This window comes from Candidatus Spongiisocius sp., from assembly GCF_965221825.1.
GTDB lineage: Bacteria > Actinomycetota > Acidimicrobiia > Spongiisociales > Spongiisociaceae > Spongiisocius.
This window is the reverse complement of sequence record NZ_OZ244917.1, coordinates 1,490,605-1,508,298: the sequence shown is the minus strand read 5'-3', so window position 1 is coordinate 1,508,298 and position 17,694 is coordinate 1,490,605. Positions and strand designations below refer to the sequence as shown.

At 65.4% G+C, this 17,694-nt stretch carries 20 protein-coding genes; all 20 read right to left on the bottom strand.

Annotated elements, in window-relative coordinates:
- Positions 1 to 35 precede the first annotated feature (35 nt).
- The 20 genes from ACOQPD_RS07145 to ACOQPD_RS07050 all read right to left on the bottom strand — a co-directional run bounded on the left by ACOQPD_RS07145 (position 36) and on the right by ACOQPD_RS07050 (position 17,574).
- Entirely contained in the window at positions 36 to 818 is a 783-nt protein-coding gene (locus ACOQPD_RS07145; RefSeq protein WP_420614202.1) for a hypothetical protein, read from the bottom strand.
- Positions 815 to 1,609 carry a CoA transferase subunit A gene (locus tag ACOQPD_RS07140; RefSeq protein ID WP_420614201.1) on the bottom strand — a complete coding sequence of 265 codons (795 nt, stop codon included), beginning with the start codon at positions 1,607 to 1,609 and terminating at the stop codon, positions 815 to 817. Before ACOQPD_RS07140 ends, ACOQPD_RS07145 begins: the two co-directional genes overlap by 4 nt.
- A gap of 267 nt (positions 1,610 to 1,876) precedes the next feature.
- On the bottom strand, positions 1,877 to 2,293 hold the full coding sequence (locus tag ACOQPD_RS07135) for a Zn-ribbon domain-containing OB-fold protein (protein ID WP_420614200.1): 417 nt from the start codon (positions 2,291 to 2,293) through the stop codon (positions 1,877 to 1,879).
- Positions 2,286 to 2,780 carry a Zn-ribbon domain-containing OB-fold protein gene (locus ACOQPD_RS07130; protein WP_420614199.1) on the bottom strand — a complete coding sequence of 165 codons (495 nt, stop codon included), beginning with the start codon at positions 2,778 to 2,780 and terminating at the stop codon, positions 2,286 to 2,288. The genes ACOQPD_RS07135 and ACOQPD_RS07130 overlap by 8 nt, the downstream gene beginning before the upstream one ends.
- Entirely contained in the window at positions 2,777 to 3,940 is a 1,164-nt protein-coding gene (locus ACOQPD_RS07125) for a thiolase C-terminal domain-containing protein (RefSeq protein ID WP_420614198.1), read from the bottom strand. The genes ACOQPD_RS07130 and ACOQPD_RS07125 overlap by 4 nt, the downstream gene beginning before the upstream one ends.
- Positions 3,940 to 5,034 carry a thiolase family protein gene (locus ACOQPD_RS07120; protein ID WP_420614197.1) on the bottom strand — a complete coding sequence of 365 codons (1,095 nt, stop codon included), beginning with the start codon at positions 5,032 to 5,034 and terminating at the stop codon, positions 3,940 to 3,942. The genes ACOQPD_RS07125 and ACOQPD_RS07120 overlap by 1 nt, the downstream gene beginning before the upstream one ends.
- Before the next feature lie 72 nt (positions 5,035 to 5,106).
- Positions 5,107 to 5,544, bottom strand: a complete 438-nt coding sequence (locus ACOQPD_RS07115) for a MaoC/PaaZ C-terminal domain-containing protein (RefSeq protein WP_420614196.1) — start codon at positions 5,542 to 5,544, stop codon at positions 5,107 to 5,109.
- On the bottom strand, positions 5,541 to 5,978 hold the full coding sequence (locus ACOQPD_RS07110; protein WP_420614195.1) for a hypothetical protein: 438 nt from the start codon (positions 5,976 to 5,978) through the stop codon (positions 5,541 to 5,543). The genes ACOQPD_RS07115 and ACOQPD_RS07110 overlap by 4 nt, the downstream gene beginning before the upstream one ends.
- 17 nt (positions 5,979 to 5,995) lie before the next feature.
- Positions 5,996 to 6,748, bottom strand: coding sequence for an enoyl-CoA hydratase/isomerase family protein (locus ACOQPD_RS07105; RefSeq protein ID WP_420614194.1), 753 nt, complete (start codon positions 6,746 to 6,748; stop codon positions 5,996 to 5,998).
- Between the two features lie 43 nt (positions 6,749 to 6,791).
- Complete coding sequence (locus ACOQPD_RS07100) at positions 6,792 to 7,649, bottom strand: amidohydrolase family protein (RefSeq protein WP_420614193.1); 858 nt, start codon at positions 7,647 to 7,649, stop codon at positions 6,792 to 6,794.
- Positions 7,646 to 9,001 (bottom strand): phenylacetate--CoA ligase family protein, encoded by a 1,356-nt coding sequence (locus tag ACOQPD_RS07095; RefSeq protein WP_420614192.1) that lies wholly within the window; start codon positions 8,999 to 9,001, stop codon positions 7,646 to 7,648. The genes ACOQPD_RS07100 and ACOQPD_RS07095 overlap by 4 nt, the downstream gene beginning before the upstream one ends.
- Positions 9,002 to 9,071: 70 nt before the next feature.
- Complete coding sequence (locus ACOQPD_RS07090; protein WP_420614191.1) at positions 9,072 to 9,872, bottom strand: CoA-transferase subunit beta; 801 nt, start codon at positions 9,870 to 9,872, stop codon at positions 9,072 to 9,074.
- Complete coding sequence (locus ACOQPD_RS07085) at positions 9,869 to 10,732, bottom strand: CoA transferase subunit A (RefSeq protein WP_420614190.1); 864 nt, start codon at positions 10,730 to 10,732, stop codon at positions 9,869 to 9,871. The genes ACOQPD_RS07090 and ACOQPD_RS07085 overlap by 4 nt, the downstream gene beginning before the upstream one ends.
- Before the next feature lie 177 nt (positions 10,733 to 10,909).
- Positions 10,910 to 12,133: an MFS transporter gene (locus ACOQPD_RS07080; protein WP_420614189.1), complete on the bottom strand. Its 1,224-nt coding sequence runs from the start codon at positions 12,131 to 12,133 to the stop codon at positions 10,910 to 10,912.
- A complete protein-coding gene (locus tag ACOQPD_RS07075) occupies positions 12,130 to 12,924 on the bottom strand; it encodes an ABC transporter permease (protein WP_420614188.1) in 795 nt (264 codons plus the stop codon). Before ACOQPD_RS07075 ends, ACOQPD_RS07080 begins: the two co-directional genes overlap by 4 nt.
- The gene (locus tag ACOQPD_RS07070) at positions 12,921 to 13,736 is read right to left on the bottom strand and encodes an ABC transporter permease (protein WP_420614187.1); all 816 of its coding nucleotides are present in this window, start codon (positions 13,734 to 13,736) and stop codon (positions 12,921 to 12,923) included. Before ACOQPD_RS07070 ends, ACOQPD_RS07075 begins: the two co-directional genes overlap by 4 nt.
- A complete protein-coding gene (locus ACOQPD_RS07065) occupies positions 13,723 to 14,511 on the bottom strand; it encodes an ABC transporter ATP-binding protein (RefSeq protein WP_420614186.1) in 789 nt (262 codons plus the stop codon). The genes ACOQPD_RS07070 and ACOQPD_RS07065 overlap by 14 nt, the downstream gene beginning before the upstream one ends.
- 127 nt (positions 14,512 to 14,638) lie before the next feature.
- A complete protein-coding gene (locus ACOQPD_RS07060; protein ID WP_420614185.1) occupies positions 14,639 to 15,892 on the bottom strand; it encodes an ABC transporter substrate-binding protein in 1,254 nt (417 codons plus the stop codon).
- 58 nt (positions 15,893 to 15,950) lie between these two features.
- Positions 15,951 to 16,268 carry an antibiotic biosynthesis monooxygenase family protein gene (locus ACOQPD_RS07055; RefSeq protein ID WP_420614184.1) on the bottom strand — a complete coding sequence of 106 codons (318 nt, stop codon included), beginning with the start codon at positions 16,266 to 16,268 and terminating at the stop codon, positions 15,951 to 15,953.
- Positions 16,261 to 17,574 carry a hypothetical protein gene (locus ACOQPD_RS07050; protein ID WP_420614183.1) on the bottom strand — a complete coding sequence of 438 codons (1,314 nt, stop codon included), beginning with the start codon at positions 17,572 to 17,574 and terminating at the stop codon, positions 16,261 to 16,263. Before ACOQPD_RS07050 ends, ACOQPD_RS07055 begins: the two co-directional genes overlap by 8 nt.
- Positions 17,575 to 17,694 lie beyond the last annotated feature (120 nt).

The window sequence follows — 17,694 nt, the reverse complement described above, 5'->3', positions numbered from 1 at the left end:
TTACCGCCGAGGCCGGCGCGGTGCCGGTCACGATGTCACCCTCCGCCTCGGCCTGCTCGATCGGGCACCTCTTCGTCACGCCTGCGGCGCGGATCGACCAGATCCAGCGTTTCCAGTTCTTCCGGGGTCGGCTCGGGCGTCGGCAGGGCGTCCTCGGGCGGCGAGAGTTCGAAGCCGGTGTTCTCGCCCACCGTCGAGGCGTCGCTCCATGGATGGATCGACTTGAGCCGGCCCCGTCCGTCGACGAACTCGATAACAGCGAGGTCCGTGACCACGGCGACCGTCCCGGCAGCCCTCCGGGTGCTGCCGGCCCATCCGTGACCGCTGCCGGTGATCCAATCCACCCGGGCGGGCAACGAGCGAGGCCGGTGATCGGGGTGGTAGGCGATCACCCGTGGCAGTAGCGCCGGCACGTCCGCGGTGGCCAGGCCGCCGCTGAACCGAGCCGTCGGGGCCGAACGGGCACCGATCCGGCTCGTATTCAGGTTCCCGAACCGGTCGATCTGGGCGGGGCGCAAGAACTGCAGAGTCATCGCCTGGCGCTCGGCCATGTCCATCGAGTCGAGATGCGGGACGAAGCCGGGAGTCAGGCCGTGCTTGTCTCGGGGATCGCGCAGGTGGGACTCCACGCCGCCGCTCACGTCCAGTGCGCCACCGGCGAGCACGTGTACGCCATGTCGGGTTGCGTGCCTGGCGACCAGGGCTGCCACGAGGGCGATCGGAGTCCCGAGTCCGACCCCGACCACGTCGCCGGCCGCGACCATCCGGGCCAGCGCAACGACCATCAAGTCGGCGATCTCGCCCCTCGAGGCGGTCACGATGGCCTCGCAGAGTCGACAGTTCCCGGTTCTCCACCCGACGACACGTACGCTCCGATCGCGCCTTCATCGACCTCGTGGTCCGGTGGCGAGCTCGTGGGCCAGCTGCCCCCCGGAAGCTCGACAACCATGTCCACTTCGAATCCGAAGAGACGGGTGTGCTCCGGGCTCGACGCGATCGCCTCCTCGGACACGATCTGGTCGACGCCGACGATGACGCGATCGGCGGCCCGCGCCGCGAGCACATCGATGTCCCACAGGTGCTGGGGGGGAAAAGCTACCTGCACGTGCCCGCCGGGACTGGCTCGCCAGGCGTGAAGCACCGTGAGGTCGGGTTGAAGCGGCGGGAGAGCGACATAGGCATCACCGGAATAGGGGTCGGCCACCGAGGCGAAGTCATGGATGGCGAGGGTCTCGCTGCCCGTTCCGGCCCTGGTCGGCAGGAACGGTATGCCCATCGATGCTGCTCGAAGCCGCCCGAGAAGGCTCCATTCGGAGTATTCGAGATCGTCGAACACTCCGGCCTTGACACCTGCGACGAACCGCGGCGCCGGACCGAATCGACCGAGCCCAACGTAGGCGGCGGCAACGCTGCGGACGCTGCCGGCGGCGACGAGGAGCTCGATCTCGAGGGATCCGGCGAAGGTGACCACGTCGAGATCCCGCCTCCCGGCTCTGATCAGCGCCCGGGTCAACTCCATCGGCTTGCGGTCGAGAACGGTCCCGCCGAAGTACACCGTGTCGCCGTCACGGACCGTGTCTGCGGCTAGGGACGCATCGACGAGCTTCACGTTCGAGGCCACCTGGCGAGCCTAGTTAGTCGTGGTCGGTCTGAGTTGCGGCGGCGTGGTCTGGACCGCCCGCAACGCCTCTGGCTGCGTCCTGCCTCCTCAACGTACCCTGCGGGTACGCCTTCGTCGGCAAGTCCTTGCCATAGACGCCGCTGGTGGCGCCATATCCCACCGCCGCCACACAGACCGACCACGGGAACCGTGCTAACGAGCGAACGCGCCTAGCGTGAACACGCCCTGACAAAGCGGTGATTTGGCGCCGATACGTCAGGCCGGGACGAAGGCTGCGATCGCCGTGATCTCCGGTACCGGCTCGGGAGACCATCTCGGCGCCAGTTCCAGGCCCACCTGAAGAGCTGACGGCTCGGCGTCGACGATATGGAGCATCACGGTGTCGGCGCCCCTGATCCGGATCAAGCCATAGGTTCGCGTCACTCCCCGGATCGTCGCCGTCGACCAGGATTCGAGCGTCCCCCGCGGTTCCATGTCCATCGTTTCCCCGCTGTGCGCCGAGCACTCCGGACAGAATGGCCGGGCCGGAACCGCCACGGTGAGGCACGCCGGGCAGCGGGACCCCACTATCCGCCGATCGGCCAACCCGTGGAGAAAGGCCTTGTGAAACTCGCCTGCCGTATACCGGTACGGCAGGTTGATCTTCTGATGCAGGATCGTCGGCTCACTCATCGGATGCCGGCTCCTCCGCACGGAAATGAATGATGTCCGCCAGGGTCCCGTCGCGTTCGGCGGCCGGCTTGAACACGGCCGTGATGCGCATCCCGATCGAGATCTTCTCGTGCCTGCTCTCCTCGAGGAAGTGGTAGATGTTCGTGTCGGCTCCGTCGAGGCGAACGAAAGCAAAGCCATAGGGAATCGGCCGCTTGATGCCGGTCATCGGATCGATGAAAGGCACCTCGACCACGGTGTAGCCCGTGATCACGCCGCTCGGCCCCACGTCGACCCATTCCCCCGTCCGTCCCGAGCAAAGACCGCACACCGGCCGGGGAGGCACCAGCACCTTCCCGCAAGAATCGCACCTCGTGCCCTGGAGCCTGGCCTCGGTCCGGAGCGCGTCCATGAATCGCGACGCGAACTTCCCGGCGGCGTACGAATACTCGAAGTCCGCCACGTACTCGAGCCTCAGGGCGGCGTCAATCGGGGGAGTCGGGCTCATGGCGCCGACCCCTTGAGGATGACAGCCTCGGTCCACGCGTTGCCGCCGTAGCCGGTGGCCAGGGCGGTCTCGACCCCGGGAATCTGATGGTCTCCCGCCTCGCCCATGACCTGGAGCGCCGCCTCCGCAACGCGGATCAGTGCGGTGGCTCCGACCGGGTTGGTGGAGAGCACGCCCCCGGACGGGTTGACCGGGAGTTCCCCGTCCATAAGGGTGACGCCGTCGTCTATAAGGGTCCCACCCTCGCCCCAGTCGCAGAAACGCAGGCTCTCGTACATGGCCAGTTCTGCATAGCTGGCCGGTTCGTAGACCTCGGCGACGTCGAGCTCAGTCCGGGGATCGACGATGCCGGCCTTCGAGTAGACCGAATCGGAGGCGGCGACGAGGCTGCGCATCCGCGCCAGGCGCTTGGGTGAATCACCCATGAACTGCGTGTCGTGGGCCGTCTCGGTGGCGGCGACCCACGCCGGTCTCGGCGTCATTTCGCGAGCGCGGTCGGGCGCGGCCATCACCACAGCGCAGGCGCCGTCGCTGCTCGGGCACATGTCGAGCAGCCGCAACGGCGCCGCGAGCATGCGGGACGCGAGCACTTCTTCAACCGTGATGTCGGGACGCTGAACATGGGCATGAGGGTTGAGACAGGCATAGCGACGGGCCTTCACCGCCACCTTGGCGGCCTGCTCCGCGGTGACGCCGCTCTCGGCGACGTACGTCGAGGCCATCACCCCGAAGTTCCCGATGGCTCCCGCCATCACCGACCGCTCCCACGCAGGATCGCCCACGGTGGTTATCGCCGACTGGGTCTCACCCTCGGACTGCTTTTCGTAGCCGATACCCAGTACCACGTCGTAGAGTCCGGAAGCGACGAGATGAGCCGCTGCGACGGCGACGCTCGCCCCGACCGTGCCCCCGTTGTTGAGTTTGAAGAGTGGTTTGCCCGCGGCGCCGATGGCGGATGCCATCCAAAGCTCGGGAAAGTTGATTCCCTCGAACAGCTCCATGTTGCCGACAACGACCGCATCGACCTGGCCCGGGCTCAGGTCTTTCGACCCCAGGCAGCGATCGACGGCCTCCCGAACCATCTCGGGTATCGACACATCGAGACGTCTCGCCACGTGGTCGGTCTGGCCGGCGGCAACGATCGCGGCGTTCCTACCCATCAATCCCCCGCTTCGAGAGCCGCGACGAAATGGGTCTGTGCGCCGAGGCCGGCCACGCCGTGAGCGAGGGCGCGCTGTGCATCGTGCTGTTGCCTGGGGCCCGCGTCGCCCCGGAGCTGGTGCACGCATTCGACCACCCTCGAGAGCCCCGAGACCGTCACGGGGTTGCCGGCGTGCCGGCCACCGGATGGATTCAGGGTTCCTCCTGCTTCGGCCAGCTCGGCGCCGAGACGCGTTGCGAACTGGCACAGTTCGTGGGCGTATTGAGCCGAGACCTCGAACACGTCGGGGACATCTGTGCCCCAACCGGTCATGGCCACCGCACCGTCCCGGGCCCGGTCGAGGGCGCTCAGGTCGCCGGGATGGCGATCGGCCCAGTACTTGCCCGTCGCGGTTCCGACGCCTGCGATCCACACAGGGTTGTCGGAGAGGTCCCTCGCCACCTCCTCGGCGGCGATGATCAGGGCACATGATCCGTCACGGTTCGGCGCTCGATCGAACACACCCAGGGGAGTGGCCGACCGCGGCGCGTCCAGAACTTCGGCGACCGTCATGGGCTCGAGCGTCGTGACCTTGGGATTCGCCGCGCTCGCCGCCCTCGCTTCTACCACCAGGGCCGCGGCATCCGTGGGAGCGAACGCCCCAGAGGCATAGATCTGCCGAGCACCCAAGCCGGCGACGACGTCGGCGTCCGCCCCGAGGCGCCGCTGGACGAAGGGATCGAAGGCGGCGCCCTCGATGGTGGCGGGATTGCCTTCCGACTCCTTGCAATGCGCGGTTACCAACCCGAGCCGGTGGTCGCCGTCGGCGATGCGAGCCCACCCGTACAGGAGAGCGCCGATCCCGTCCGAGCATATCCGGCTCTCCGGTTTCAGATAGGAGCCGACGACCTCGGCAGCAGCCATGTTGGCGATGGTCCGACCATCGTAGAAATCCAGGCTCGCCGTCACCGCATTGTCGATATCGGACAGCTCAACACCTGCGTCATCGAGCGCCTCGTCAATGGCTTCGAGCAGCAGTTCGGCGTAGGCGACGTCATGGCGGTCTCGCGCATGGACGCTCTGGCCGACACCGACGATGGCGACACGCCCCAATAGATCTCCCTCGTTACGCCGGCCGGGCCGGATGGTAATCCGGCGCCATCATCCGGAAACTGTCGGACTCACTCACTCTGCAGGTGTGCCCCGGGCTTCGCCGGTCTTGAGCGCGACGGTCGCCGACCCGGCCAGCGCCCGGGGGCCACCTACGACGTCTAGCCAGACGTCGCACTCTGCGATCCGGTGCCGCCCGTCGCCGGCCACCGACGTGACGACGCCGCCGGCGACGACATGATCGCCACCCCGGACGATGTCGAGGAAACGAACCTTCAAAGCCCGGATCCGTGCCGGGTCGCCGGCCCAGGCCACCAGCATGTTCACGACATATGCCATGTTCGTCGGACCTTGGTTGATCACTCGATCCCCCATACCGAGGGCGGCCACCGCGCCGGGGTCGAAGTGGATCGGGTTCGGATCCCGCAGCAGGACGGCCACGGTCTTCATGGAGGCGGCCGGAACCTCGTCGACCTCGAACACGGGGAGCTCAGTGCCCGCGGACACTCTCACGCCGTCCTCCTCGGGAAGACAAACGAGTTGGTCGACACCGCAGCCACGGCGCCGGACGGGTCGACTACCCGAAGCTCGAACGAGACGATGTCGAACACGCCCGCTCGCTTGCCGGTCTTGCGAGCCGCACCGGTGATACCGCCTTCGACGCGATACGTCTCGCCGACGCGCATCGCTTCCCGGAACTCGAGTCCGGCCTCGCCGAACATCGGGCCGTCGGCCGCCGAAGACCCGACCATCGCAAACAACTCGTCCAGCGTGAGCCCCATGCCGCCCAGCGCGGCGTAGTAGGCGTACATCGGGTGGGCGACGGTGGCGGGAAGGGGCGGCGAGGCGATGGCATCGGCCATCAGCCAGTGCTCGTACCCCTCGATGGTGAACTCCCCAACCGGAAACTCGACACCCACCAGTCGCTCCAGGTCGTCAAGCGTCATCGACCGACTCATCGCATTCAACGACCTTCGAAGCGGGGCGGTCGCTTCGCTAGAAAGGCGGCGACGCCCTCACGGCTGTCGTCGGAGAGCAACGCCGTCACGACGGCCGTTCTCTCCGATCGCAGGCCGCGCTCGAGATCGCCGTCGAGACCCTCGTTGACGGCCTGCTTGATGAGCCGGACGGCCAGGGGCGCCTGGTCTGCGAGCCGGGTGGCCAGCTGGAGGGCCTGACTCATGGTGTCTTCGGAGTCGCTGCCCACCGACGTCACCAGTCCGGCGGCGAGGGCCTGGTCGGCGTCGAGTCGGGATCCGAGCATGAGCAACTCCAGAGCCTTGCTGCGGCCGATGAGCCTGGAGAGCCGCTGGGTGCCGCCGCCGCCCGGAACCAGGCCGAGGTTGACCTCGGGAAGTCCGATCGTCGGCCCGCCCCGCATCATCACCCGGAAGTCCAGACACAGCGCGAACTCGCAGCCACCGCCGAGGGCATGGCCCGTGATCACCCCCACGGTCGGTTTGGCGAGGCGCTGAAGCCGCAGGAACGTGCCCTGGGCCTTGCGAACCCGCTCGGTCATCGGACCGGGGGAGCGGTCGTAGCCCTCCATGTCCTTGATGTCGGCGCCGGAGATGAAGAGCCTCGGATGGGCTGAGGCGACTACGACCGCTCTGACGCTGTCATCTTCTTCGAGTTGGCCGACCAGTGACGTGATCTCGTCGTAGAGGGCGAAGTCGAGGGTGTTGGCCGGGGGCTTGTCGATAGTGACGATCGCCACCCGGTCGTCCTTTGCGATCCGGAAGAACTCCACGCGAAGGCCGTCAGTTCCCGCCGAGCCCGAACACGTCTGTGGCGGTGTCGCGCAACAACTTCTGCTTCGCGCCCGGCTTCAGGCCGAGTTCGTCGACCTGGCGCAGCGACTCCCCGTGCTGGATGAGCGGATAGTCCGTGCCCCACATCACCTTGCCCTGGCCCCTGCTGTTCAGGAAATGCACGAGGGAGCGGTCCCAGTATTTGGGAGCATGGCCCGACATGGCAACGTAGACGTTGGGGTGTTTCCATGCCATCGCGACCATCACCTCGCACCACGGCCAGGCCTGGTGGGCGCCCACCAGCTTCAACTCCGGGAAGTAGATCGCGACGTCATCAAGGAGCAGCGGATGCCCGTGCTTGGAAGGCATGAACTCGGCAGAGTGACCGGTCTGGAGCTCGACCGGCACTCCGAGCTCGGCGCACTTGGCATAGAAGGGATAGAACCTGGCGTCATTGATCGGCGTGTCGAATCCGTACGGATGCACGTGACCACCGACGAAGCCGTATTGCGTGACCGCCAGTTCGAGCTCTCTGACACCCTTCATTCCGGAGAAGGGGTCGATCCCGTAGAGCCCCGAAACCCGATCGGGAAATCGCTCGACGACCCGGGCGACAGACTCCCACGGGACGCGCACGAGCCGACGGTCCCGATAGAGATACTGCTGTAGTGCCGGAACGACCACCCTCTCGACGCCTGCCGGGTCCATCTTCTGTTCGATGAACCGCTCGGGCTCGTAACCGACCATGAGGTCGTGCCTTCCCCACTGGTCGCCCATCATGAAGGACACCTCTGGATTCTCGGTAAAGACGATTCTGATGCCCTCTTCGGTGAAGAAGTTGCACCAGGCGTCGATGGCGCCGCTCATGGTTGGGGACTCGCTTTCTCTGTATCGATCTCTAGGAGCTTCTGCTTGTGGGTGCTGCGCGGCAACGAGCCCACCCCCACCAACTCGACACGGGGACGAACCGTGAGCCGATGATGCATCGCCCGGGAGATCCGGTCGGCCAGGTGGGCCGCCGCCTCGCCGTCGCCTGCGACCGGCGACTCGACCTTCACGCGCAGAGGGGGCGTCACGCGAGGTGGGGGGCCGTCGAGCATTATCCGGATCTCACCGCTGACCTCGGGGACGAAGCTGTTGACCAGGTTCTTCACGGCGGCCGGATAGAGCTTTACCCCTTTCACGATCAGAAGGTCGTCGACACGCCCGAGCACCTTGATTCGCTTCCCCCCGATGGGCCCTTCCGGGGCAGGGGCAGTGAATACCTCGTACACGTCTCCGACCGAGTACCTCAGAGGAGGGGCGCCTCCCCACTCGAGGGACGTCTTGACCCGCTCGCCGACTGCGCCGTCGGCTTCTTCGACGGGCTCCCGGGTGGCCGGATCGACCAGTTGCGTCGAGACCGAGAAGTCATCCCCCAATACGTACATGCCGTGGTACTCGTCGGTTGGGGCCGACGCCATCATGATTCCATGGGTTCCGCCGAGGAGGTCGAAGACTCTCCCGCCCCAGCCGCTCTCCAACTTCGACCGCACCTCGGGCAGGCCCGCCCCCGGCTCCCCGGCACAGACGATCAACTCGATCCCCAGGTCGGGAGCCTCCATTCCCAGCACTTCCGGCACGCGCTCCATCAGGTGCTCGGCGTAGCTCGGGGTGCAGGCGAGCACCCTCGGGCGTGTCAGCGCCAGAAGTCGCAGCAGTCTCTCGGCTCCGGCCTCGGCGCCGATCGCGATCGGCAGCGCGTCCATTCGCTCCAGTGCTCGCACCAGCGGGAGGCCGGCCAGGTACATCGAGAGGCCGAACCCCAGAAGTACTCGATCGCCGGGTCGAACCCCGACGAAACCCAGCGCTCTCTGCCAGAGCAGGTCGGTTATCTCGACATCGCGCCTGGTGAAGGGGTAGAACGTTGGCGAACCCGTCGTCCCCGAGGTGGAGCTCAGCGCCACGACCTCTTCCGGGTCGGCGCAGAGGAATTCAGAGAAAGGGTGTCCCTGTGCCTCGAGGGACCTCTCCTGGGATTGCCGGTGGATGTCCGGTGTCACGAACAGGGGCAAGGAAGCGAGGTCGTCGACGCACCGGATCGTGGCGGGATCCACGCCGGCGGCCTCGAAGCAGTTCCGATAGAACGAACTCTTCAGGCAGTACGCGATCTGTCGGCGCAACTTGGCGCTGCGCTCCTCGTCCGACAGGGGGGTGCCGGCAAACGTCTCTGACTTCACTTCGCGCCCCGATCGCCCCGGTTCGGTTCAGGAGGTTGAAAGGTCTGATACGTCGTCATGATGGCACTCCTCAGGCGAACTCGCGGAGCCGGCTGCCTGTGGGGTCGACGACGTCGCGCAGGATGCTCAGTTCGGCCGGAGTCGGCAGATCGGTCTCTCCAACCGTGCCGCGGGGCATAGCAACCTCGAACCCGGTTGCGTCTTGAACGTCTCTGATGGTGACGCCGGGATGCACCGAGCGAAGGCGCATCGCCTTCGTTTCAGGGTGGAAGTCCATCACGCACAAGTCCGTCACGCACAGCTGCGGACCACCGCTGAAGCCGAGCCGGCGACGGTGGTCGCCGCCGTCGCCCCAACCGAGACCGCTGCGGAAGTCGACCTTCTCGACCAGCGTGCGGGCATTGTGCGTCGTCGTCCAGAGGTACACGTTGGGGATCATGCCGCCGAGGTCCGCCATTCCGCCTCCTCCGGGGAGACGGACCTTGGGGTTGGTATAGGAGCCGATGACCGTGTTGTTGACATTGCCGAACTTGTCGATCTGCGCCCCGCGAAACGCGAACGTGTTGTACCGAGCTCCCTGGGCGTAGGCCCAGAAATCGAACGGAGAGTTGGACAGCATCGTGGCGCCGTCCCAGAGCGCGTCCGACAGGGTGGACTCCGGGATGGCGGGCGGATCGGCGTCGATCGCGATCGAGCTCGCGGCCCACACGAGGCCGGGTGCGTGTGTCTCCCGCGCGAGCAGGTATGCGCAGACCGGTATGAAGCTCACGGCGCCGTTGAAAGCGCGCGTGTCGCTCGTGAACTCGCGAGCGAGGGTGACGACCATCAGCTCGTCGACCGTGCAGCCGGCTCCAGGCACGGGACGACTCACGTGGCCCTCCTCGTGACTGCGAGGATCGTCGCCGCGCCACCGTTGGCCTCGAGAAAGGCCGCCTGGTCGTCGGGAGCGGTGATCCGATCGTCCCAGAACCGCGCGAAACGGTCACGCTCGCGCGAGGCACTCAGGTATTCCTCGAAGAAGTCCTCATGGTGGGCATAGGACGGGAAGTTCGATGTCGGGTAGGCACCCCAAGGTGCGTGAACGACGGCGTCGATCACGAAGCGCGGGTAGGTGGTGCGCGCCGGGGCATCCGTGAACGAGCTGCGCGACGCGACCTCCTCGACGGTCACGACGGTCGCGCCGGCTGCCCTCACGAGGTCGGAGTCCATCCAGATGAGCTTCGGGTCGACACGGGTGTTTCCGTCGGCGTCTGCGGCATGGGCATGAACCACGGCGACGTCAATCGGCAACGGCGTACATGCGACGTAGACCTCTCCGGTGACCCGATCGGTCTCCAGGCGGGTCGTGTCGGGGTGCAGGGCGAGCACATCGGTACCGATCCCGGCCTTGGTCGGCACAAAGGGGAGGCGGTGCGCGGCCGCCTGGAGTCGGCAGATCAGAAGATGCTCCGAGTACTCCTCGACCTCGATGTCGCCTGCTTCGGCCGCTCTACGAAAGTTAGGAGCCAGACCGAAGCCTTCGAAGCTGACGAGTCCGGTGACCACCTTGCTCACCTTGCCCGAGGCCACGAGCCAGTCGACGGCCATCGACCCGACGATCGACACCACGGTCAGGTCTCGGACATCGCTCCGAACGAGTTCGCGCACAAAGCCCATAGGAGCGTTGTTCAGCGAAAGGCCACCGATTCCGATCGTCGCTCCATCGGAGACGAGCGACGCAGCCTCTTGCATGGAGCGAATCTTCGACACCTGCCCCCCAAGCATCGGGCACTAGGACGCCACATGTGGGCCGCAGCCGGGCGTGGCCCGGCGAAACCTACCAACCGCCGGCCAAGTGGTCAATGACCGGCGCATGGATGCCAGGTTCGAGCGAGCCGAGGCCGGACGGTCCCGGTCGGCACGATGCCGTCAGCCCCCGGTGCGGGACCCATCCGGACAGGCTTCGATCGCCGCAGCACGCCTGCGCATACCGGTCAGATGCCATCGAGCGGCCAGCATGGCGACCGCCGAGAAGCTCGACAGCCCGGCGGCGGCCAGCCAGCCGGCCTGGAAGGAGTAGATCTCGATGACCTGACCCATCACAATCGGCCCGATTGCAGCGCCGATGTACGTGCCCGTGAGCGCAACGCTCGTGGCTCGCGCCGGAGACCGCGGGAAGTGTTTCACAACGGCGAAGTTGAACAGCCCGTTCCAGCCCCATCCAGCCCCGAAGGCGAGCATCGCGGCAAGCGTGAGCAGCCATGCCCCGGTGCCGGTGAGCGCCACAAGACCTCCGGAACCGACCACGAGGAGCAATGCGACCCCTCCGAGCCCGCCGGCCTTGCGGGCGTCGGCCCACCAACCGGCCACAAGGCGGACTACCAGTCCCGTGACGCTCGCCGCGGCGAGGATCAAACCGCCTGCTCCGGGGCTGACGCCCGAGTCCACCACGGATATCACCAGAAACGCGCTGAGGGCCGACGCCACTGATGCTGCCAGAAGTGCGCCGACCGCCATGAACACGAGCGGCCGCATCTCCAGTTCGACCTTCTCGGATGAGCGTCTCGAGGCCGCGTCGGCGGAGGCGCGCTGCGATCTGGGCACCGCCAGGGCTACGCCGCCTGCGATCACGCCCGCACCGACGAACACCCCGCGCCAGTCGCCGTTTACTGCGAACAGCGGCACTGCAAGGCCGCTCAGCATGGCCGCAGCCGGGATCGCCGAGTGTTTGATGCCGAAGACGAACCCCTGACGGCTCAACGGTACCTCTCTGGCGAGGGCCAGGTTCACCGCAGGCTGGCCGATCGCCATCGTGAGGCCTCCGAGCGAGATGAGCGCTGCGAAGGAAAGCCAGGAGTGGGCGAGCGCCGCTATGCCGAACATCGTCACCGCGCTCATTGCCGATGACACTCGCATTGCGGCCGGCCAGCCAATCCGGTCGGCGAGCCCGCCGATGGTGACCGAACTTAGGGCCGACAGGCCGAAGAATCCGCCCAAGGCGGCCCCGAGGGAGCCGGTGTCGAATCCCAGCTCGGGGAGGATCTGGAACGCGAGCGCGCCGGAGAGAAAGGGCGGGAAGGTCATCACCATCGTGACCGCAAGCGCCGGGAGGAGGACTCGTATCGAGCCGATACGCTCGCGCCGGCTGCTCAAAAGGCTGCGGCGGCACCACCACCGATGGTTTCCGGGCTTCGCCCGAGCAACCTGGGACCGTGCCGGGCGATGACGAGGGTCGCGATCAGCGAGATGACGGTGACCACGAGGCACGCCGTGAACGTGCCGGTGAGGTCGAGGCCCCCTGTCGATGAGACGATCAGGAACCCGAGTCCTTTGCTACCGATGAAGATCTCGCCGACGATCGCGCCCACCAGCGCATACGGCGCCGCGATCATCATCGCCGCCAGGACGAAGGGAACGATTGACGGCAGTATCACCATCCGGATCACCTGGAGGCGCGTCGCCCCCATGACGCGCATACTCGCAACCAGGTCGCCTTCGACGCTTTCGACACCTGCCCTAGCGTTGTAGAAAAGTACGAAGAAGACCATCAGGACTACGAGTGCCACCAGCGGCCTGAACCCGAATCCGAACCAGAAGAGTAACACGGGGAGGAAGGCGATCCGGGGTACCGTGTACAGGCCGCCCAGGATGGGATCGAGCAAATGTGACAGCGATCGCTGAAGGCCGAGTGCGATGCCGAACACGACCCCGATGGCCGTTCCGAGGAGAAGGCCGAGCCCGGCGATCTGAAGAGTTGCGAGGATATGCGAGTAGATGAACCCGCTGGAGAACCACTCGACGGTCCGTTCCGCGATCAACGAGGGCTTGCTGATCCAGAGAGTTCGAATGTGCCGATCCGACACCCACTCCCAGCCGCCGAGGAACACGCCCAGCACCAGCAGCTGGTAGAGACGGATTCGCCACATGGGGGCTCGCTCGATCATCGCTGCATCGCCGCGGTCACATCGACGCCGGCGGAACGCCATGGCAGCACGACCCGCTCCAGCCAACTCACGAGAGCGTTGAGCCCCACACCGACGAGGAGCAGCACCGTGAGTGCGGCAAAGAGGCCTGCGCTGCTGTAGGAGCGCGAAGACGTGAGTGCGAGGAAGCCCAACCCCCGCACCGAGGCAAGGAACTCGGCAAACACGGCCGCGCGCAGCGCGAACGGCACGGCGTGGCGCAGCCCCGTGATCAGGAAGACAGCGCTGGCCGGTAGGACCACGATGCGGAACACGTCCAGGCGCTTCGCTCCCATGACCCGCATGGCTGCGATGAGGTCGCCTTCGACGTTCTTCACGCCTTCGAACGTATTGAAGAACATGAGGAAGAAGACAACTACAGCGATCAACACGACCTTGGGCATGAGAAACACACCGAACCACAAGATGTAGAGAGGGGTCAGAGCCAGCTGGGGAAAGCTGTAGGCCACCGTCACGAACGGACGGAACACCGCAGCGAGGGTCGGGCTGGAGCCCAGTATCAAGGCGACGAGCACTCCGAGAACGACCCCGATGACCAGGCCGTATACGAGCTCGGTCATCGTCGTGAGGACATGCTCGACGATGTCGCCGGTCGACACCCATTCCCACAATCTCTCGGCAACTTCGAAAGGCCGGCCGATGTAGAACGGATCGATGAACGTACGGCCGGCGAGGTCCCAGGCGACGATGATGCCGGCGACGATCAGGAAACGCGCGAAGGCGATGCTCAACCTGCTCGACAGCTCTAGCCGAGATGTATCAGCGGCCTTCACCGCCGGCTTCTTCCTGGCTGACGACTTCATGGCGTAGTGTCGCCCAAATCCTGTTGTACAGTGCCAGGAATTCGGGTGAGCTTCGAATAGTGTCGAAGTCGCGGGGACGCTCGAGCCCGATCGGCAGGTCGAGCACTATCCGACCCGGGCGCTTGCTGAACACCACGATCCGGTCGGCGATGCTGATCGCCTCGGTCAGATCATGGGTCACGTACACCACGGTGGCGCGCGCCTCGCTCCAGATTCGGAGCAGTTCTTCTTGCATCACGAGCTTGAGCAGCGCGTCCAGGGCCGCGAACGGCTCATCCATCAGCAGCGTGTCGGGCTCGTAGATCAACGTCCTGGCGAGGAGTACCCGCTTGCGCATACCGCCGGAGAGTTCGTCCGGGTGATGGCGTTCGAACCCTCCAAGCCTGACCTTCTCGATGGCCTGCGATACGAGGGCGGCCCGCTCGGACTTCGGGACGCGCCGGATGTCGAGCGGGGCCGAGATATTGCCCTCCGTGGTGCGCCACGGGAGGAGCGAGTCCTTTTGGGTCATGTAGCCGACGGAGGTGTTGATGGCCGTAACCCGTTCGCCGTTGTACTCGACGACGCCCTCTTCAGGTGCGAGCAATCCAGCGATCATGTTGAGAACGGTCGATTTGCCACACCCACTCGGACCGATCAGCGCCACGAACTCACCGTCGTTGATCGTGAGCGAGAAGTCCTTGACGGCGTCGATCCTCTGACCGTCCTTCTCGAAGGACTTCGACACGCCCGTTATGTTGATCATGGATACCTCACAGCAGCGCGAACTGGCCGCAACCGCATCCTACGAAGGCTGGTTCCCACCGGTGCCGATGGGAGCCGACGCCCTGCGCCGGCTCCCATCATCAGCTCTCTGAAGGGCTACCGGCACGTCACCCGATCGCCATGCCCAACTCCGTCGCGGCCTGGATCACCAGTTCATTGGTGACGACCGCGGTCATCAGGGTGGTGTTCGGAGCGTCGGCGGGCAGACCGAGATTGAGGATGTACCTCCCCTTCTCGAAGCCATCCTCGGTGAACAGGATCGACGGCTTGAGCGAGTCGTAGTCGATCTGGAAGGACGAGTCGAAAGCCGCCTGCTCGAGGTCCGGGAACCGCCCCCTGGCGATCTCGCGCGCATCGGCTTCGTTAGCCAATGCCCATTCCCTCGCCTTGAGGACTGCGCGCAGGAACGCCTGCACCGTGTCGGGGTGCTCGAGGATGTAGCTGTCGGTCGTGAAGTAGCTGGCCCAGTTGACGGCTTCGAGCTCGGACAGAACCCGGAAGTCGATCGTCACCGCGCCCGGCTCCAAGGCCGCTATCTGTGTCTCCGGAGGAATCCAGAAGAACGCGTCGATCTCACGAGCCTGGAACGCGGGCAGCAAAGCGCTGCCTCTCCCGAGCGGAACCAACTCGACCTCGGACGTGGTGTCGATGCCTCGTTGTTCCATGGCGCCGATGGCCAGAGTCGTCGTCGTCGAGCCGGGTCGACCGGTGCCGATCTTGAGGCCGCGCAGCGCCTCGAACTTCTCGTCGATCGTCGAATCCTCGGTTATGCCCGCAGCAGCGGCAGCCTCAGGTGAGATGATGCCGAATTCGTTCGGGCCATGCGAGAAGCCGAAGATGCCGCGAAAGTCGAGACCCCTCGTCACCGCTCTGATTCCGTGCTGGGTGCCCAACTGGGTGAAGGCGACCGATCCGCTGGCAAGAGCCGAGAACAGGTCAACGCCGCCTCCCAACTCGATGCGTTCCAACTCGAGACCCTCGGCCTCGAAGAAGCCGGCGTCCTCCGCCACGAAGAACAAGAGTTCGGACATGCCGCCGAAGCCGGCCCATCGCACCTTCGATTCGGACAGGGGCACCGGTGGCGGTGGTGGCGCCGTCACTTCGACCTCTACGGTCTCGGTAACGACCTCGGTAACGACTTCGGTAACGATGGAAGTCACGGTGACTGTCTCACCCGGGACCTCGACCTCGACAATCTCGGTGACCGTTTCGCCCGGGACCTCGACCTCCACCTCGACAATCTCAGTGACCACCACAGTTTCCGGCGGCGCGTCGTCGCCCCCGCAGGCCACCGCGACCAGAGCGAACGCAACTCCCAAGATGAGGAGCCCTCGAAGGCCCCCGATTCTCCTTGTCTTCAATGTCGTCTCCTTCCCTTGTCTTCCGATACTTCGGAATCCACTCCCATTTCGTGCTTACTCACCTACGCGGATCATCTGCCTGAAAGATCTTCATGATGCGGCGATTCGTCGCCGGGCGGAACTTGGAAGCCAGCGTGTCAAGTTTCTGCCTGGCGTCACTGTCGATGTAGGCCTGAGCGGCGGCTTCGGTTTCCCAAAAGGTAAGGCTGACACCTTCGCGGGCGTCCGGGTCGTCGAACGTGTAGACAGCCACGAACCCGGGAATCTCCTTCAGCTTCGGCACGAATTCGGGCCATAGCTCCTGCCGCGTGTCACCCTCGGGATCCACACCGTACTGATGCAGGATCACGTACTGGGGGAGACCCGGCTCAGTCATTCGACCCCAACACCCCTTCCACTATGAGCCTGAGCTCATCGATGGTGATATAGCCCTCGGCCCTGCCCAGAAGAGCGTCCTTGGTGCGGTTCCGCACCTCTTCGAGATCTTCTTCGGAGCACTCGAAGCCAAGCTCTCCGATGAAGTCGGCAATGATCTCCTTGTGCTTGTGCAGGCCCTCGGGTTGGATGTAGTGGATCTTGCCGAAGACGTTCGGCCCTATCACGCTCTCGAATGGCTTGCCCAGGACCTCACCGGCAATCGCCATCGGGCTCTCCGGCGGGTCGTCGGGGTCGCGGTGGCCGTATCCCTCCTCCATGTTCGCCTGCCAGCCGATGATGGGCTTTATGGCATTGCTGATGTTGCCGCCGAATGCCTTCTCGACCTCTTCGGCGAGCGGGAGCAGCTTGTCGAGGCGCACTCCGGCGTCCCAGCCGTATGCATAGAGTGCGCATGCGACCTCTTCGAGGGCCGCCGTCCCCGAGCGGTCGCCGACCCCGTTCATTGCCGCGTCGATGAAGTCCGCGCCGGCTTCGGCAGCCGCGAGCGAGTTCGCCGTCGCCATTCCGAGGTCGTTGTGATGCTGGACGTACAGATTCACGTCGCCGATCGTTTCCTTGATCTCGCGGCAGATGAGATACGAGGCTCTCGGGTTGCTCTGGCCCCGGCTGTCGTAGATGTAGATGCCCATGGCGCCCGCGTCCACCCCTGCCTTGCAGAACAGTTTGATGGTCTCGATGCTGTGACGGAACGAGTCGGGGAAGCTGAAGATGATCTGAGCGTCTCTCTCGACGCCGTAGCTCACGGTCTCGTGGATCGCGTCGACCACCTGATCCTTGGTGAACGGACCCTTTGTGAAGTCGCTCCAGTAGCTGATCTGCGGGTAGTAGGGGAACGTGACGAACGTGTCCGCTTCGCACGCGAGGTGATTGTCGTACCGCTTCTTCCAGTCGCCCTGCTCGAGAGGTAGCACGTGCGCAATCAGCTTGTCGCAGATGGGAGTCTCGATGCCTCCGCGCTTGCAGGCTCTCACCCAGTCCTTGAGTTCTCGCGGTGACAGGCCGATCGGAGTCGTGATCTCGCCGACACCGAGTTCGTCGAGCATGTGCGCCAAGCGAATGCGCGCCGCCCACGAGAGGTGCCGGCCGACCATGTCCTCACCCTCGCTGAGGGTGCAGTCGATGATCTTGACCGACCGCCCCTTCGCAGCGATTGCGTCCTGGATCTCAGGATCCCAATACGCCGGTACAGAGAAGTACTCGGGTGGTTTGTGCCAAGGTCCCCAAGAATGGTCCTGCACCGTCACTACGCCTCCTTCCGCGCTCCGCGCTGAATCCCGGTTGGGCCGTCCGGCACTCGGGCGGATCCAGCGACCCGCTCGGGGGCGGGGGACGGGGTCGACATTAGGATATACCTGTATACACGC

Coding starts and splice junctions, on each gene's coding strand:
- ACOQPD_RS07130 (WP_420614199.1), bottom strand. CDS start 2,780: ATGAGCCCGACTCCCCCGATTGACGCCGCCCTGAGGCTCGAGTACGTG.
- ACOQPD_RS07085 (WP_420614190.1), bottom strand. CDS start 10,732: ATGCAAGAGGCTGCGTCGCTCGTCTCCGATGGAGCGACGATCGGAATC.
- ACOQPD_RS07065 (WP_420614186.1), bottom strand. CDS start 14,511: ATGATCAACATAACGGGCGTGTCGAAGTCCTTCGAGAAGGACGGTCAG.
- ACOQPD_RS07055 (WP_420614184.1), bottom strand. CDS start 16,268: ATGACTGAGCCGGGTCTCCCCCAGTACGTGATCCTGCATCAGTACGGT.
- ACOQPD_RS07110 (WP_420614195.1), bottom strand. CDS start 5,978: ATGACGCTTGACGACCTGGAGCGACTGGTGGGTGTCGAGTTTCCGGTT.
- ACOQPD_RS07125 (WP_420614198.1), bottom strand. CDS start 3,940: ATGGGTAGGAACGCCGCGATCGTTGCCGCCGGCCAGACCGACCACGTG.
- ACOQPD_RS07075 (WP_420614188.1), bottom strand. CDS start 12,924: ATGATCGAGCGAGCCCCCATGTGGCGAATCCGTCTCTACCAGCTGCTG.
- ACOQPD_RS07100 (WP_420614193.1), bottom strand. CDS start 7,649: ATGAGCGGCGCCATCGACGCCTGGTGCAACTTCTTCACCGAAGAGGGC.
- ACOQPD_RS07135 (WP_420614200.1), bottom strand. CDS start 2,293: ATGAGTGAGCCGACGATCCTGCATCAGAAGATCAACCTGCCGTACCGG.